Here is a 15,633-nt window from a genome sequence, read left to right on the forward strand (position 1 = left end):
ATTGATCTGCCTAGAGTGGTCGCCCGAGCGCCTCGGCTTCGACGCGGTTGCGCCACTGCCGCCAGGTGTACAGCGGGATGCCTGCGATCAGGACCAGGAAGCCCCAGAAAATCGCCTGCTCGCCGGTGCCGTACAGCGCCCACAGTGAATACAGGAAGCCCAGCGTGCCCAGGGCCACCAACGCAGAGCGCTCGCGCGGCTTGAACTTCTCTGGCGAAACGGCGAGGAACTGCAGCAGCGCCGCCGTACAGAAGGCATACGGCACGACCCCGGTCATGGTGCCGAGCAGGATGATGACGTTGAACACGTCGACCAGATTGCCCTGCCCGTCGACCAGCACCAGCGCGGTGACCAGCACCCCGGACACCAGCAGGCCATTCGCCGGCACATCGTGCTTGTTGGTTTTCGCCAAGGACTTCGGCAGCAGGCCGTCGCGCGCGGTGGCCATGGGAATCTGCCCCTGCAGCAGCACCCAGCCGTTCAGCGCGCCAAGGCAGGCGATCACCGCGCCACCGGCCACTAGGTAATAGCCCCAGGCACCGAGCAGCACCTGCGCCGCATCGGCGAACGGTGCGTGCGATCGCATCAGCACCTCGGGCGGCAGCACGCCCTGCACCGCGGTGATCGACAGCACGTAGACCCCGGCAGCGACCAGCGTGCCAAACACCGTGGCGCGCGGAATGGTGCGTTTCGGGTCGCGCACGTGCTCGGCCGGCACCGTGGCCGATTCCAGGCCGATGAACGACCAGAGGGTCAACGCCGCGGTGGTGGCGATCGCCTGCGCGTAGCCGCCACCACCAGGAATGTCCTCGGGCGCGGGAATCGTCAGGTACTCCGGGTGGAAGGAAAACCAGCCGAGCACGCCGATCAGCAGCAACGGCAGCAGTTTCAGGGCGGTGAGAATGTTCTGCGCCAGGCCGAACGCGCCGATACCGCGCAGGTTGATGAAGGTGCACAGCCAGATCGCGCCGATCGCGGTACCCACCGCCAGCAGCGGGTCCTTCAAGGCGGGAATGAACACCTGCAGGTAACCGACCAGGGTTACCGCGATCGCCGCGTTGCCGATCCAGGCGGCCTTCCAGTAGGTCCAGGCGCACAGGTAGCCGGCGAAGCTGCCAAAGCCGTCACGGGTATAGGCGTAAGGGCCGCCGGCCGCCGGATTGAGCCGCGACAAGCGCGCGAAGGTCAGCGCCAGGATCACTGCGCCGACGCTGGAGACCAGCCAGCCGAACAAGCTGAGGCCGCCGAAGGCGGCGAGACTGGCCGGGAGCAGGAACACCCCCGAGCCCACCATGTTGCCGACCACCAGGGCGGTGCAGGTCCAGAAGCCCATCGTGCCCGCTTGCACTGCCTTTCCCTGACTCATCTGCACTCCCGGCTGGTCTATGGCTTGATGCAATCAACTGTATAACAGCGTTCGCCGTTTATTTCCTCATGCTGCAGACCATGCACGTCGGCGTCGAAGCCGGGGAAGCGGCGATCGAAGGCGCGGGCGAACTCCAGATAGTCGATGATCGAGCGCGTGGCCTGGGTGAACCGCTCGCCCGGCATGATCAACGGAATGCCCGGCGGATAGGGCACCAGCATCACTGCCGCGATGCGCCCTTCGAGCTGATCGATTGGCACCGCTTCCACTTCGCCACGGACCAGTTGGTCGTAGGCATCCGCCGGCTTGATCGCGACTTCCGGGAGCACTGTGTACATCCGCTTGAGCGCCTTGGCCGTGGCGTTCTCGCGGTAGCAGCCATGCAGCTCATCGCACAGATCGCGCAGGCCCATGCCTGCATAGCGCGCCCCACCCGCCTTGGCGATGCTCGGCAGAGCCTGATGCAGCGGCAGATTGGCGTCGTAGGAGCGTTTGAATTCGAGCAGTTCGGTGAGCAGCGTGCTCCATTTGCCCTTGGTGATACCCATCGAGAACAGCACCAGGAAGGAGTACAGGCCGGTCTTCTCCACCACCAGGCCGCGCTCCCAGAGGAACTTGCTGACCACCGCCGCCGGAATCCCGTGCTCGTCGAGCTTGCCCCCGGCCGTCAGGCCCGGAGTGACCAGAGTGACCTTGATCGGATCGAGCAGCACGTAGTCGTCGGCGATATCGCCAAACCCGTGCCATTCGGCATTCGGCGCCAGCACCCAGTCGCTGGTCGCCACTCCTTCGGCGCCTTCCGCCTGCGGCGGCTGCCAGATGCTGAACCACCACTCTGCGGCAGGCAGGTTCTGGCGCAGGTTGGCCAGCGCGCGGCGGAAGCTCAGTGCCTCGTCGAAGGTCTCCTGGATCAGCGAACGACCTGCCGGGCCCTCCATCATCGCCGAGGCCACGTCGAGCGACGCGATGATGCTGTACTGCGGCGAGGTGGAGATATGCATCATGAACGCTTCGTTGAAGCGATGCCGGTCCAGGCGACGCTTGCCGCCTTCCTGCACGTGGATCATCGAGGCCTGGCTGAAGGCCGCCAGCAGCTTGTGCGTGGAGTGGGTGGTGAACACCATCGGCGAGTGCGGATCGCACTGCGTGCCCATGCCATAGCGGCCCTTATAGAACTCGTGGAACGCCGCGTAGGCATACCAGGCCTCGTCGAAATGCAGCACCTCGACGCTGTCGCCGAGCGCCTGCTTGACCATCTCGGCGTTGTAGCACAGGCCGTCGTAGGTCGAGTTGGTCACCACGGCCAGTTTGACCTTGGGTTCGCGGCCCTTGGCCAGCGGACTGGCGTCGATCTTGGCCTGGATCGACTCGCGGGAGAATTCGGACAGCGGAATCGGCCCGATGATGCCTAGCTCGTTGCGCTCCGGGCACAGGTACAGCGGGATCGCCCCGGTCATGATGATCGAATGGAGGATCGACTTGTGGCAGTTGCGGTCGACCAGCACCAGGTCATCGCGACCGACCATCGAGTGCCAGACGATCTTGTTCGCCGTCGAGGTGCCGTTGATGACGAAATAGGTGTGGTCGGCGCCGAAGTTGCGCGCCGCACGGGCTTCGGCCTCGGCCAGCGGGCCAGTGTGATCGAGCAGCGAGCCGAGCTCAGGGACCGACACCGACAGGTCGGAGCGCAGGGTGTTCTCACCGAAAAACTGGTGGAACGCCTGCCCCACCGGGCTCTTGCGGTAGGCCACGCCGCCACCGTGGCCAGGCGTGTGCCACGAATAGTTGGACTGCGCGGTGTGCTCGACCAAGGCGCGGAAGAATGGTGGCAACAGCCCTTCCAGATAGCCACGTGCGGCGCGTGCCACCTGGCGGGCGAGGAACGGCACGGTGTCCTCGAACAGGTAGAGCAGGCCGCGCAGCTGGTTGAGGTCGGCCATCGCCTCGGCCGGCGCGTTCTCGATGGTTACCTGCTCGCCCAGCGCGAAGATCGGCAGTTGCGGCGCGCGCACTCGCGCCACGCGGATCAGTTCGACCACATCCTGCAGCAGGCGCTGGTTCTCGCCCGCCCCTTCGGCGGCGACCAGGATGCAGGCCAGGCCATGGTGAGTGGAGGCGACGATGCGCCCTTCGGTCGAATTGGCCGTGGAGAGGATGCTGAAGCCTTCCTGCTCCAGCTCGCGAGCGATTTCGCGCACGCGGTCACCGGCGACGGTATCGGCCTTGATGTCGCGGTGGACGATGAGGATGGGGAATTTAAGGTCTTTGTACATTGTGCGCCCCTGAAGCGGGTGGCCACGGACGGGCCACCGATCATTTCAGGGTAGAGGCCCGCCCCGGTCGGCGGAACCCCTGCAGCTTGAGGCTGTACGAAAAGGTCGCGCGTCCGTAAGTCCGCGCGCCTCGCCTCATGCCTCGGCGGGCGCCTGCTCCAGCTGCACCCACAGCGCCGGCGCGCCGGCCGACTTCTCAATCGCCGCCAGCCGCGCGGCATGCGCCGCCAGCTCCTCGGCATTGGCCTGCAGCACCTGGGTGCGCACGCGGTCGGCGGCCAGGCGGCGGATCTCGCTGGCCTGGGCGAGACCACCATTGCCGTTGCCATCGGAGGCGTTGCCGGCCAGCGACAGGCTGGTCTGCCCGCCGGTCATCGCCAGGTAGACGTCGGCAAGAATCTCGGCGTCGAGCAAGGCGCCGTGCAGTTCGCGGCCGGAGTTGTCGACGTCGTAGCGCTTGCACAGCGCATCGAGGTTGTTGCGCTGCCCCGGATGCCGCTCGCGCGCCATCATCAGCGTGTCGAGAATCGAGCAGTACTCGCTGACATCGGCGCGCTCGTGCTGCGCCAGCAGGGCGAACTCGTTGTTGATGAAGCCAACGTCGAACGCCGCGTTGTGGATGATCAGCTGCGCGCCGGTGATGAACTCAAAGAACTCGTCGGCGATCTCCTTGAAGCGCGGCTTGTCGGCGACAAACTCGTTGGTGATGCCGTGCACCGCGATGGCGCCTTCGTCGATCTCGCGCCCCGGGTTGAGGTAGACATGGAAATGTCGTCCGGTCAGACGCCGGCCTTCCAGCTCGACGCAGCCAATCTCGATGATCCGGTGGCCATCGCCGACCGGCATACCGGTGGTTTCGGTATCCAGCACCACACTACGCATGCTTCATTCCCCTCACTTCATCGACGCCGCGGTTGGCCAACTGGTCTGCCTTTTCATTGCCCGGGTGGCCGGTATGCCCGCGCACCCACTGCCACTCCACCTGATGCCGATTGACCTGCTCGTCCAGCGCCTGCCACAGGTCGGCATTCTTCACCGGCTCCTTGGCCGCGGTCTTCCAACCGCGCTTCTTCCAGTTCGGCATCCACTCCTGAATGCCCTTCATCACGTACTGCGAGTCGGTGATCAGGCGCACCGAGCAGGGTCGAGTCAGGGCCATCAAGCCACAGATCGCGGCCATCAGCTCCATGCGGTTGTTGGTGGTATCCGGCTCGCCGCCCCACAGCTCCTTTTCCACGCCCTTATAAATAAGCAGCGCGCCCCACCCGCCCGGGCCGGGATTTCCCTTGCAGGCACCGTCGGTGAAGATTTCGATCAATTCGGACATTTCGAGGTTCAGCTCTGGCTATTCGGAATCCCGCTGGCTGACTTTGGCCACCGGCATCGGCACCAGTTTGCCCATTGGCGCGCGCTGCGTCTGCCGCAACGGCCGCAGACCGACGACGATCTTGCGTGCGACCAGCAGGTAGAAACCGGCACCAAAGGGCTGCCAACGCTCGCCCCAATGCTCCAGACGAACAAGGCGCGATTGCCAGACAGCGGAAGAAAGCGGCGGACGATAGCACCCGAAGCGGCGTTTCTCCAGCGCGAAGCCAAGCAGATTGAGCCAGTCGCCGAGGCGGTTGACCGAGATGCAGTGGGCATCGCGAAAGGCGTCACGGGCGAACCAATGACGCAGTCCCCAGGCACTCCAGGGGTTGATCCCGACAATGATCAGATGCCCGCCAGGCCGCACGCAGCGCGCCGCTTCACGCAGCAGGCCGTGTGGAGAAAGACAGAAATCCAGGCCGTGCTGCAGCAGCACCACGTCCGCGGCGTGCTCGCTGATCGGCCAGGACTGCTCGTCGCCGACGATCTCGACACCCGGCAGGTTGGCGCCCAGGTGCACGCGCCGCTGAATCTGCCCGCACCCCGCCGCGCGTTCGGGCGAAGGGCCGTAGTGCACCAGATAGCCACCGAACAGGCGCGCCAGCTCCTGCTCCAGCAGCGCGCGCTCCTGTTCCAGCATCTGCTGGCCCAATGGCCCGGCGAGCCAGGCGCGCGCGGCGCGGATCAGGGCCAGCCGTTCGGCGTCGGCTTCGCAATGAAGGAGGTCGGTCATGGCAATACCTGCCTGGCGCGCTTTGCGCCTAAGATACGGTGATGAATGACAGCTTAGCGACTTCCCCCATGATACAGATCGACGCCCTGCCCGCCTTCACCGACAACTACCTGTGGTTGTTACAAGACGCTGCCACCCGGTGCTGCGCCGTGGTCGATCCCGGCGATGCCGCACCGGTGCTCGACTGGCTGGCCGCTCATCCGGGCTGGCAGCTCAGCGACATTTTGGTCACCCACCACCACCACGACCACGTTGGCGGTGTCGAGCGCCTCAAGCAGGCGACCGGCGCCACCGTGTACGGCCCGGCCAAGGAAAACATTCCGGCGCGCGATGTCGCCCTCGCCGACGGACAGCGCATCAGCGTGCTGGGTCTCGACTTCGAGATCCTGGAAGTACCAGGCCACACCCTCGGCCACATCGCCTACTACCATGCGGCCGCGCAGCCACTGCTGTTCTGTGGCGACACCCTGTTCGCCGCCGGCTGCGGGCGCCTGTTCGAAGGCACTCCGGCCCAGATGTACGCCTCGCTCAGCCGCCTGGCCGCACTGCCCGGCAACACCCTGGTGTACTGCACCCACGAATACACCCTGAGCAACCTGCGCTTCGCCCGCGCGGTCGAGCCGGACAACCCGGCCATCGCCAAGCGCTTCGCCGAGGTCAGCGCCTGGCGCGACGCCGGGCGCATCAGCCTGCCCTCGACCATCGCCCTGGAGCAGGCCACCAACCCGTTCCTGCGCAGCCAGGAGCCGGCAGTGGCGAGGCAAGCCGACGAGCGGAGCGGCCCACTCGAAGCGACGCCCAGCGCGGTGTTCGCCAGCCTGCGCGCCTGGAAAGACCGGTTTTGACCGGGCGCTGAAGATCGCCGCCAAGCGATCAAAACTTGACCAGCTGTGGGCCGATTCCTAGAATCCCCCGACCTTCAAGCTTGGAATAAGCCCCCAGCCAATGTGGTCAATCACTTCTAAAACCCTCGATCTAGACGCATTGGCACGGCCGACTCGACTGCTGCTGGCAACGCTCGTCCTGGGTTTGGCGGGTTGCCAGAACATGGGCGGCGTCCAGGACAGCAACAGCCGCACCACGCCCGCCCCAGTCGTCGAACAGCAGCCGCAGTGGCTGGACAGCGCCGCCGAAGACGAGCCGCCACAGGACGTCTGGGAGCGCATGCGCCGCGGCTTCCAGTTGCAGGACGAGATCGGCACCAACCCGCGCATCGAACGCCAGCGCCTGTGGTTCGCCAGCAAGCCGTCCTACCTGGAAAGCGTCAGCGGGCGCGGCAGCCTGTACGTGCACTACGTGGTCGAGCGCCTCGAAGAACGCGACATGCCGCTCGAACTGGCGTTGCTGCCGGTCATCGAAAGCTCCTACGACCCGTTCGCCTACTCGCGCAGCAACGCCGCCGGCCTCTGGCAGTTCATCCCGACCACCGGCCGCCACTACAACCTGCAGCAATCCAGCTGGTACGACGGTCGTCGCGACATCACCGCCTCGACCGGCGCCGCACTCAACTACCTGAGCCGCCTCCACGAGATGTTCAACGGCGACTGGCTGCTGGCGCTGGCGGCTTACAACGCTGGGGAAGGCACAGTCAGCCGGGCCATCGAGCGCAACCAGAAGCTCGGCCTGCCCACCGACTACTGGAACCTGCCGCTCCCCCAGGAAACCCAGGACTACGTGCCCAAGCTGCTCGCCCTGTCGCAGCTGGTCAAGGCTCCCGAGGCCTACGGCATCAACCTCGATCCGATCGCCAACGAGCCCTATTTCGAAGTCGTCGAACTGAAGCAGCGCATGGACCTGTCCCGCCTGGCGGCGCTGGCGAACATCGACGCCGACGAGATGTACCAGCTCAACCCGGCCTTCAAGAAGCGCATCACCTACGGCGGCCCGCAGCAGCTGCTGGTGCCGGCGGCCAAGGCTGAGTTGCTGACCGCCAACCTGTCGATGCTCAAGCCGCAGGACAAGGTCGACTGGCAGAACTACAAGGTACGCAAAGGCGACACCCTGCAGAGCATCGCCCGGCGATACGACCTGTCAATAAACAGCCTGCAGGACATCAACAACCTGTCCAACTCGCGCCTGCATGCCGGGCAGAGCCTGACCCTGCCGCTGCGCGCCGGCGAGCAGCCGCGCCAGGCGGCACAACCGACGATCGCCGTGGCCACGGTGAGCAAGCCGCGCACCTACCGGGTCAAGAACGGCGACAACATGTGGCAGATCGCCAAGGCCAACAACGTCGCGGTCGACGACCTCAAGCGCTGGAACAAGCTCTCCAACCACGGCCTCAAGGTCGGCCAGGTGCTCAACCTGCAAGGTGCCGGCGCCAAGCCCGCGGTGCGTGCAGGCAAGCCGGCCGCCCGCGAAGCGGTCACCTACTACAAGGTGAAGAAGGGCGATTCGATGTACATGATCGCCAAGCGCTTCAATGTCGAAACCCAGCACATCGCCGACTGGAATCCGCAGACCGGCAGCGCCCTGCGCCCCGGCCAGACGCTGACGCTGTTCCTGCAGGACTGATCAGCCGCGCTTGCTCAGGGCCGCCAGGCAGCGCTCGGTCAATTGGCTGAAGCGCTGAAAGGCCACGAACTGCTCATGCTGCAACGCACGCCCGGAGAGCCGGCGATCGGCATACAGCACGCCGATATCGCGCTTGCCGACGCGCAGCGGGGCAATGAAGAACATGCCCTGCCCCAGCAACTGGCGAAGCGGCAACGTCACCAGCTCGCTGAGGTTGTGACTGGCCGGCACGCCCATCCACAGGGTTTCGTGATGGCGCAGCACGTAGCTGAACAGGTGCTGCTGCTCAGGCTGATCGACCGGCAGGACGAACTCCGTCAGCCACGCCTCGCTCCCCTCACCCAGCGCCCGCTTGACCCGGAACGTCGATTGCCCGTCGGCCAGTACCGCAAGCATCACCCGCTCCAGGCCGGCGCCCTGGTGCAGGCCCTGGCAGACGGTATCGAGCACCTTGTTCAGCTCCGCCTGGCCGGCGATCAAGCCGCCGAGGTCCTGCAGCGCCTGTTGCAGGATCAGCAGATTGGGCTGCAGCAGACGGGCGCGGCGCTGCTCTTGCTGCACGCGAATCTGTTCCGGGTCGGTGTTGGGGATCAGGTGACACAGCCGGCTGGCGCCGAAGGTGGCCGCCACCTTGACCGCCTCGTCGGCACTGGCCAACACCTGCTGTAACGCCTCCTCGGCGGGCACACCGATAAAGGTCGCCAGCTGGCCAACCAGACGCTCGACCGCCGGTGAGTCCCACCCCTGCAGCGCGGCCTCGCTGATCTGCACGCCCAGGGCCACGGCTTTCGCCGCCGGATCGAGCTGGCTGCCACGACTGTGCGCCAGACCGGCCACCTCGCCGAGGTTCCAGCTTTTGACCAGGCCCTGGGTCAACTGACGGAAGCTGAAACCCAGCAGCGCGCGCGCCGTGCTGTCCGCCTCAACGCCGGGTTGCGCCAGGGCCGCCGCCAACTCGTCGGCCTGCTCACCACCGCAGCCCCAGAACGCCAGCTCACCGACCTGGTTGAGCAAAGCGGCAATGAACACTTCTTCCTGATGCTTGGAGAGCACGTAGCCGGCGATGTTGCGTGCCTGCACCGCGGCATGGAAGGCCCGCGCGAGCAGCTCCTGCAATTGCTCACGCGGCTGCCGCGCGAGTAAATGGTCGATCAGGCTGACCGACAAACCGATCACCCGCACCTGCTCGAAGCCGATCAGCACGATGGCCCGGCTAATGGTGCGGATCGCTTCCTGAGACGGGTTGTAGTAGACGCTGTTGGCGACGCGCAGCACCTTGGCGGTCAGCGCGGCGTCACGCAGCAGCACCTCGGCCAGTTGCTGGACCGAGGAATGTTCGGGTTGCGCGAAGCGCTGCAGATCCTGGACCACCGCGGCCAATGCCGGCAGCTCGGCCTGGTTCAGCCGCTCGATCCACGCTTGTAAACCATGACTGCGCTCGCTCACCAGACAACCCCGCTCCAATCTTCGTAGAGGTCCTGCTCAGTGGATGGCACGAGCCCCGGCCGGGTCACTCTTTTTCCAGTGGATACAAGCTGTTACTGTACCGAACAAGCAGCATATAGCCGCCACGGATCGGAACCCTGCGCCAGATGCGACTCCTGCTCCCGCTGATTCTTAGCCTGGCATTCAGCTTCGACGCCCTGGCATCGCTGACCGAAAGCCATGGCTATGCGCAGTTCGGCGACCTCAAGTACCCAGCCACCTTCACCCACTTCGCCTGGGTCAACCCCGACGCGCCGAAGGGCGGTACCGTGCGCCTGATGGCGGGCGGCACCTTCGACACGCTCAATCCCTACACCTTCAAGGGCACCAGCCCGATCGCCACCGGCGACTTCCTGCAGTATGGCATCAACGAGCTGAACGAAACGCTGATGTCCGGCAGCGGCATGTACGACCCCTCGGGCGACGAGCCCGCCTCCAGCTACGGCCTGATTGCCCGCAGCGTGGAGTACAGCGACGACCGCAGCTGGGTGGTGTTCAACCTGCGTCCGGAAGCGCGCTTCCACGATGGCGTGCCGATCACCGCCTATGACGTGGCGTTTTCCTACCGCACCCTGCTCAAGCAGGGGCATCCGCAGTACCGCACCAACCTGCAGGAAGTGAAGCGCGTCGACATTCTCAACCGTCATCGCATCCGCTTCGTGTTCAAGCGCGCCGGCAATCCGCTGCTGATCCTGCGCCTCGGCGAACTGCCGGTGTTGCCGCAGCACTACTGGAAGCAGCGCAACTTCAAGGCCACCAGCTTCACCCCGCCGCTGGGCAGCGGCCCGTATCGGATAAGCCGCGTGGTGCCGGGGCGCGAGCTGGTGTTCGAGCGCGTCAAGGACTGGTGGGGGCAGAACCTGCCGGTCAATCGCGGCAAGTACAATTTCGATCGCGTCGAAGTGGAGTTCTACCGCGACAACGACATCGCCTTCGAAGCGTTCAAGGCCGGCGAGTTCGATTTCTACATCGAGCACCAGGCGAAGAACTGGAGCACCGGCTACCGTTTTCCCGCCGTGCGCCGCGGCGACGTGGTGCAGGCCGAGATCAAGCACCAGATTCCCACGCAGACCCAGGCGCTGTTCATGAACACCCGCCGCAACACCTTCGCCGAGCGCAAGGTTCGCGAGGCGCTGGGGCTGATGTTCGACTTCGAATGGACCAATCGCGCGCTGTTCAACGACGCCTATGTGCGCAGTCGCAGCTACTACCCGAACACCGAATTCACCGCCAGCGGCAAGCCGGAAGGCCATGAGTGGCTGCTGCTGTCGCCGTACCGCAAGCAACTGCCCGCCCGCCTGTTCAGCGAACCCTTCACCCTGCCGCAAACCGACGGCGATGGCATTCCGCGGGAAACCCTGCGCCGTGCGCTCGGTCTATTGCGCGAGGCCGGCTGGACGCTGTCCGGCCAGCGCTTGATCAACAGCCGCGGCGAGCCGCTGCGTTTCGAGATCCTGCTGGTCAACCCGAGCCTCGAGCGCATCCTCCGCCCGTACAGCGCCAACCTCGCCAGCATTGGCATCCAGGCCAGCCTGCGCACGGTGGACCGCGCCCAGTACAAGCAGCGCCTCGACCAATTCGACTACGACATGATCCTGATGACCCTGCCACAAACCCTCAGCCCTGGCCTCGAACAATGGCAGTATTTCCACTCCAGCCAGGTCAAGGTCAAAGGCAGCAAGAACTATGCGGGGGTCGCCAATCCGGTCATCGATCAGATGCTCAACAAACTGCTCGCCGCGCAGACCCGCGACGATCAGGTCGCCGCGGCCCGCGCGGTGGACCGCGTCTTGCTTTGGCAGCACTACAGCATTCCCAACTGGTACATCGATTATCACCGCGTGGCGTACCGCAACCGGTTCGCCTTCGTCACCACGCCGCCCTACACTCTCGGCCTGCGCGCCTGGTGGCTGAAGCCCACGGAGACCTCCCTATGATGCAAGCCCTGCGCGCCCTGCTCCACGGCAGCAGTTTTCTGCTGCTCGGCGTCGCCGGCCTCGTCCAGGCCGCCCCGCAACATGCGATCACGCTCTACGATGAGGCGCCGAAGTACCCGGCCAGCTACCAGCACTTCGACTATGTGAACCCCGCGGCGCCCAAAGGCGGCACCCTGCGCCTGGCCAACTACGGTGGCTTCGACAGCCTCAATCCGTTCATTCCCAAAGGCAACGTGGAAAGCCGTATCGGCATGATCTACGACAGCCTGACCTATCACTCGCCGGATGAGCCGTTCACCGAGTACGGCCTGCTCGCCGAGAAGATCGAGAAGGCGCCGGACAACGGCTACGTGCGCTTCTACCTCAACCCCAAGGCGCGCTTCCACGACGGCAAGCCGGTCACTGCCGAGGACGTCGAGTTCACCTTCGGCATGCTGATGCAGCACGGCGACCCGATGTACCGCAACTACTACGCCGACGTCGACAAGGTGGTGGTCGAGGGTCCACTGAAAGTGCGCTTCGACTTCAAGCACAAGGGCAACCGCGAGCTGCCGCTGATCCTCGGCCAGCTGCAGGTGGTACCGAAGCACTGGTGGCAGGGTCGCGACTTCAGCAAGACCAGCCTGGAGATCCCCCTCGGCAGCGGCCCCTATCGGGTCGCCAGCCTGGAGTCGGGGCGCACCATTCGCTACGAACGGGTCAAGGACTGGTGGGGCAAGGATCTGCCGGTAAGCCGTGGCCAGTACAACTTCGACGCCATCGTCGTCGACTATTACCGCGACATGTCGGTGGCCCTGGAAGCCTTCAAGGGCGGCCAGTTCGACCTCAACCTCGAGTACTCGGCCAAGGACTGGGCCACCGGTTACCAGTCCGCCGCGCTGACTGACGGCCGGATGATGAAGGAAGCGGTGCCCAACCATAACCCGGTCGGCATGCAGGCCTTCGCCTTCAACATCCGCCGCCCGGTGTTCCAGGACCGCCGCGTGCGCGAGGCGATCAGTCTGCTGTTCGACTTCGAATGGTCGAACAAGCAGCTGTTCTTCGGCTCCTACAAGCGCACCACCAGCTACTTCGAAAACTCGGAAATGGCCGCCCACCAGCCGCCGTCGCCAGCCGAGCTGAAGATCCTCGAGCCGCTGCGCGACAAGCTGCCGGCAGAGGTGTTCGACCAGGTGTTCAGCCTGCCGGTAACCCAGGGCGACGGCATCATTCGCGACCAGAAGCGCCGCGCCTATCAGCTGCTGCAGGAAGCCGGCTACCGCATCGAGAACGACCGCATGGTCGGCCCGGACGGCAAGCCGCTGGCCTTCGAGTTCATGCTGTTCCAGACCAACATGGAACGCATCCTGCTTCCCTACAAGCGCAACCTCAGCGAGCTGGGCATCGACATGCAGATCCGCCGCGTCGATGCCTCGCAGTTCATCAACCGCCTGCGTTCGCGCGACTTCGACATAACCAGCGCAACCTGGGGCCAGTCCAGCTCGCCCGGCAACGAGCAGCGCGAGTTCTGGCACTCCAGCAGCGCCGACAACCCCGGTAGCCGCAACTTCATCGGCCTGCGCGACCCGGCCATCGACCAACTGGTCGAGGGGCTGATCCGCGCCGACTCGCGGCAAAGCCTGATCGACCACGCGCGCGCCCTGGATCGCGCCCTGCAGTGGGGCTACTACGTGGTGCCCAACTACTACGTCGACACCTGGCGCCTGGCCTACTGGAACAAGTTCGGCCGCCCGGAAAAGACCCCGCTGTACGACTACGGGCTGATGACCTGGTGGCTCAAGAGCGATCAGGCGCAAGCCGCCACGCCTGCGGCCGCCGTCGCCAAGGATGGCGAGTAGATGCTGGCCTACATCCTGCGGCGCCTGCTGCTGATCATTCCCACCCTGCTGGGCATCCTGCTGATCAACTTCATCATCATCCAGGCCGCTCCCGGCGGCCCGGTCGAACAGATGATCGCCAAGCTGGAAGGCTTCGACTCGGCGTCCGGCGGCGCCACCGGGCGAATCTCCGGCGGCGGTGGCGAAGTTGCCCAGGCCGGCTCCAACTACCGCGGTGCGCAGGGTCTCGACCCCGAGCTGATCAAGGAGATCGAGCGCATGTACGGCTTCGACAAGCCGGCGCCTGAGCGCTTCTGGATCATGCTGAAGAACTACCTGCACCTGGACTTCGGCAGCAGCTTCTTCCGCGACGCCAAGGTCACCGACCTGATCATCGAGAAGATGCCGGTGTCGATCTCGCTGGGGCTGTGGAGCACGCTGATCATGTACCTGGTGTCCATCCCCCTGGGCATCGCCAAGGCGACCCGCCACGGCAGTACCTTCGACCTGTGGACCAGCACCGCGATTATCGTCGGCTACGCCATCCCGGCATTCCTGTTCGCCATTCTGCTGATCGTGCTGTTTGCCGGCGGCAGCTATTGGGACTGGTTCCCCTTGCGCGGGCTGACCTCGAACAACTTCGACGAGCTCAGCCTGGGCGGCAAGATCCTCGACTATTTCTGGCACCTGGCGCTGCCAGTGACTGCACTGGTGATCGGCAACTTCGCCACCCTCACCCTGCTGACCAAGAACAGCTTCCTCGACGAGATCAACAAGCAGTACGTGGTCACCGCCCGCGCCAAGGGCCTCACCGAGCGCAGCGTGCTGTACGGCCACGTGTTCCGTAACGCCATGCTGCTGATCATCGCCGGCTTCCCGGCGGCGTTCATCGGCATCTTCTTCACCGGCTCGCTGCTGATCGAGGTGATCTTCTCGCTCGACGGCCTCGGCCTGATGAGTTTCGAGGCGGCCATCAACCGCGACTACCCGGTGGTGTTCGGCACGCTGTTCATCTTCACCCTGGTCGGCCTGCTGGTGAAACTGATCGGCGACATCACCTACACCCTGGTCGATCCGCGCATCGACTTCGAAAACCGGGAGGGTTGAGATGGGCTTCACTCTCAAGCTGTCGCCACTCAACCGCCGCCGCTTCGAGCGTTTCAAAGCGCACAAGCGCGGCTGGTGGTCGCTGTGGCTGTTCCTCATCCTGTTCGGCCTCAGCCTCGGCGCGGAGCTGATCGCCAACGACAAGCCGCTGGCGGTGCGTTACGACGGCGAATGGTACTTCCCGGTGCTCAAGCGCTATCCGGAAACCACCTTCGGCGGCGAGTTCCCCCTGGAGGCCAACTACAAGAGCCTCTACATGCGCGAGCTGATCGAGGCGAAGGACGGCTGGCTACTCTGGCCGCCGATCCCGTTCAACTACTCGACCATCAACTACGAGCTCAAGGTGCCGGCGCCGGCTCCACCCTCGGCGGAAAACTGGCTGGGCACCGATGACCAGGGCCGCGACGTGCTGGCCCGGGTGATCTACGGCTTCCGCATCTCGGTGCTGTTCGCCCTGGTGCTGACCCTACTCAGCTCGGTGATCGGGGTGATCGCCGGCGCGCTGCAGGGCTTCTACGGCGGCTGGGTCGACCTGTTCGGCCAGCGCTTTCTCGAGGTGTGGTCCGGGCTGCCGGTGCTCTACCTGCTGATCATTCTCGCCAGCTTCGTGCAGCCGAATTTCTGGTGGCTGCTGGGCATCATGCTGCTGTTTTCCTGGATGAGCCTGGTCGACGTGGTACGCGCCGAGTTCCTCCGCGGCCGCAACCTCGAATACGTCCGCGCCGCGCGGGCCCTGGGCATGCAGAACGGCGCGATCATGTTCCGCCATATCCTGCCCAACGCGATGATCTCGACCATGACCTTCATGCCGTTCATCCTCACCGGCGCGATCGGCACCCTCACCGCCCTCGACTTCCTCGGCTTCGGCCTGCCGCCTGGCGCACCGTCGCTCGGCGAGCTGGTGGCGCAGGCCAAATCCAACCGCCAGGCGCCCTGGCTGGGCATCAGCGCCTTCGTGGTGCTGGGCCTGATGCTGAGCCTGCTGGTGTTCATTGGCGAGGCGGCGCGCGATGCCTTCGACCCCCGGAAGTGA

General features: G+C 65.1%; 12 protein-coding genes. 6 read left to right on the forward strand and 6 right to left on the reverse strand.

Annotated features, from left to right (window positions below; translation table 11 throughout):
• Window positions 1-10: 10 nt before the first annotated feature.
• The 5 genes from JQX08_RS15085 to JQX08_RS15105 form a co-directional block, all read right to left on the reverse strand.
• On the reverse strand, window positions 11-1,366 hold the full coding sequence (locus JQX08_RS15085) for an amino acid permease (RefSeq protein WP_205349220.1): 1,356 nt from the start codon (window positions 1,364-1,366) through the stop codon (window positions 11-13).
• A 17-nt stretch (window positions 1,367-1,383) separates the two neighbouring features.
• Window positions 1,384-3,639, reverse strand: a complete 2,256-nt coding sequence (locus JQX08_RS15090) for an arginine/lysine/ornithine decarboxylase (protein WP_205349221.1) — start codon at window positions 3,637-3,639, stop codon at window positions 1,384-1,386.
• 135 nt (window positions 3,640-3,774) lie between these two features.
• Window positions 3,775-4,521, reverse strand: a complete 747-nt coding sequence (gene dnaQ, locus JQX08_RS15095; RefSeq protein WP_205349222.1) for a DNA polymerase III subunit epsilon — start codon at window positions 4,519-4,521, stop codon at window positions 3,775-3,777.
• Window positions 4,514-4,966 (reverse strand): ribonuclease HI, encoded by a 453-nt coding sequence (rnhA, locus tag JQX08_RS15100; RefSeq protein ID WP_205349223.1) that lies wholly within the window; start codon window positions 4,964-4,966, stop codon window positions 4,514-4,516. The genes dnaQ and rnhA overlap by 8 nt, the downstream gene beginning before the upstream one ends.
• An 18-nt stretch (window positions 4,967-4,984) precedes the next feature.
• Entirely contained in the window at window positions 4,985-5,740 is a 756-nt protein-coding gene (locus JQX08_RS15105) for a class I SAM-dependent methyltransferase (protein ID WP_205349224.1), read from the reverse strand.
• Between the two features lie 68 nt (window positions 5,741-5,808).
• Between JQX08_RS15105 and gloB the strand changes: the two genes are divergently transcribed.
• Together gloB and JQX08_RS15115 are read left to right on the forward strand one after the other, a co-directional pair.
• Entirely contained in the window at window positions 5,809-6,585 is a 777-nt protein-coding gene (gene gloB / locus JQX08_RS15110; RefSeq protein WP_205349225.1) for a hydroxyacylglutathione hydrolase, read from the forward strand.
• Window positions 6,586-6,685: 100 nt separating this feature from the next.
• The gene (locus JQX08_RS15115) at window positions 6,686-8,254 is read left to right on the forward strand and encodes a LysM peptidoglycan-binding domain-containing protein (protein WP_205349226.1); all 1,569 of its coding nucleotides are present in this window, start codon (window positions 6,686-6,688) and stop codon (window positions 8,252-8,254) included.
• Here the strand turns inward: JQX08_RS15115 and JQX08_RS15120 are convergent, their stop codons facing one another.
• Window positions 8,255-9,700 carry an HDOD domain-containing protein gene (locus JQX08_RS15120; protein WP_205349227.1) on the reverse strand — a complete coding sequence of 482 codons (1,446 nt, stop codon included), beginning with the start codon at window positions 9,698-9,700 and terminating at the stop codon, window positions 8,255-8,257.
• Between the two features lie 146 nt (window positions 9,701-9,846).
• Here JQX08_RS15120 and JQX08_RS15125 point away from each other — a divergent pair, with 146 nt between their 5' ends.
• From JQX08_RS15125 to JQX08_RS15140, 4 genes are read left to right on the forward strand one after another with little or no spacing between them, the layout of a single operon-like run.
• Complete coding sequence (locus JQX08_RS15125; RefSeq protein WP_205349228.1) at window positions 9,847-11,676, forward strand: extracellular solute-binding protein; 1,830 nt, start codon at window positions 9,847-9,849, stop codon at window positions 11,674-11,676.
• Window positions 11,673-13,514, forward strand: coding sequence for an extracellular solute-binding protein (locus JQX08_RS15130; protein ID WP_205349229.1), 1,842 nt, complete (start codon window positions 11,673-11,675; stop codon window positions 13,512-13,514). Before JQX08_RS15125 ends, JQX08_RS15130 begins: the two co-directional genes overlap by 4 nt.
• Window positions 13,515-14,600 carry a microcin C ABC transporter permease YejB gene (locus JQX08_RS15135; RefSeq protein WP_205349230.1) on the forward strand — a complete coding sequence of 362 codons (1,086 nt, stop codon included), beginning with the start codon at window positions 13,515-13,517 and terminating at the stop codon, window positions 14,598-14,600.
• A gap of 1 nt (window position 14,601) precedes the next feature.
• Window positions 14,602-15,633, forward strand: coding sequence for an ABC transporter permease (locus JQX08_RS15140; RefSeq protein ID WP_205349231.1), 1,032 nt, complete (start codon window positions 14,602-14,604; stop codon window positions 15,631-15,633).

Origin of the sequence: Zestomonas insulae, assembly GCF_016901015.1 — a bacterium.
GTDB classification, from domain to species: Bacteria; Pseudomonadota; Gammaproteobacteria; order Pseudomonadales; family Pseudomonadaceae; genus Aquipseudomonas; species Aquipseudomonas insulae.

Excerpts from the sequence above, each read along its gene's own strand:
- JQX08_RS15125 (WP_205349228.1), top strand. The coding sequence starts at position 9,847 with ATGCGACTCCTGCTCCCGCTGATTCTTAGCCTGGCATTCAGCTTCGAC.
- gloB (WP_205349225.1), top strand. The coding sequence starts at position 5,809 with ATGATACAGATCGACGCCCTGCCCGCCTTCACCGACAACTACCTGTGG.
- JQX08_RS15130 (WP_205349229.1), top strand. The coding sequence starts at position 11,673 with ATGATGCAAGCCCTGCGCGCCCTGCTCCACGGCAGCAGTTTTCTGCTG.
- JQX08_RS15105 (WP_205349224.1), bottom strand. The coding sequence starts at position 5,740 with ATGACCGACCTCCTTCATTGCGAAGCCGACGCCGAACGGCTGGCCCTG.
- JQX08_RS15115 (WP_205349226.1), top strand. The coding sequence starts at position 6,686 with ATGTGGTCAATCACTTCTAAAACCCTCGATCTAGACGCATTGGCACGG.
- JQX08_RS15140 (WP_205349231.1), top strand. The coding sequence starts at position 14,602 with ATGGGCTTCACTCTCAAGCTGTCGCCACTCAACCGCCGCCGCTTCGAG.
- JQX08_RS15090 (WP_205349221.1), bottom strand. The coding sequence starts at position 3,639 with ATGTACAAAGACCTTAAATTCCCCATCCTCATCGTCCACCGCGACATC.
- JQX08_RS15085 (WP_205349220.1), bottom strand. The coding sequence starts at position 1,366 with ATGAGTCAGGGAAAGGCAGTGCAAGCGGGCACGATGGGCTTCTGGACC.
- dnaQ (WP_205349222.1), bottom strand. The coding sequence starts at position 4,521 with ATGCGTAGTGTGGTGCTGGATACCGAAACCACCGGTATGCCGGTCGGC.
- JQX08_RS15135 (WP_205349230.1), top strand. The coding sequence starts at position 13,515 with ATGCTGGCCTACATCCTGCGGCGCCTGCTGCTGATCATTCCCACCCTG.
- rnhA (WP_205349223.1), bottom strand. The coding sequence starts at position 4,966 with ATGTCCGAATTGATCGAAATCTTCACCGACGGTGCCTGCAAGGGAAAT.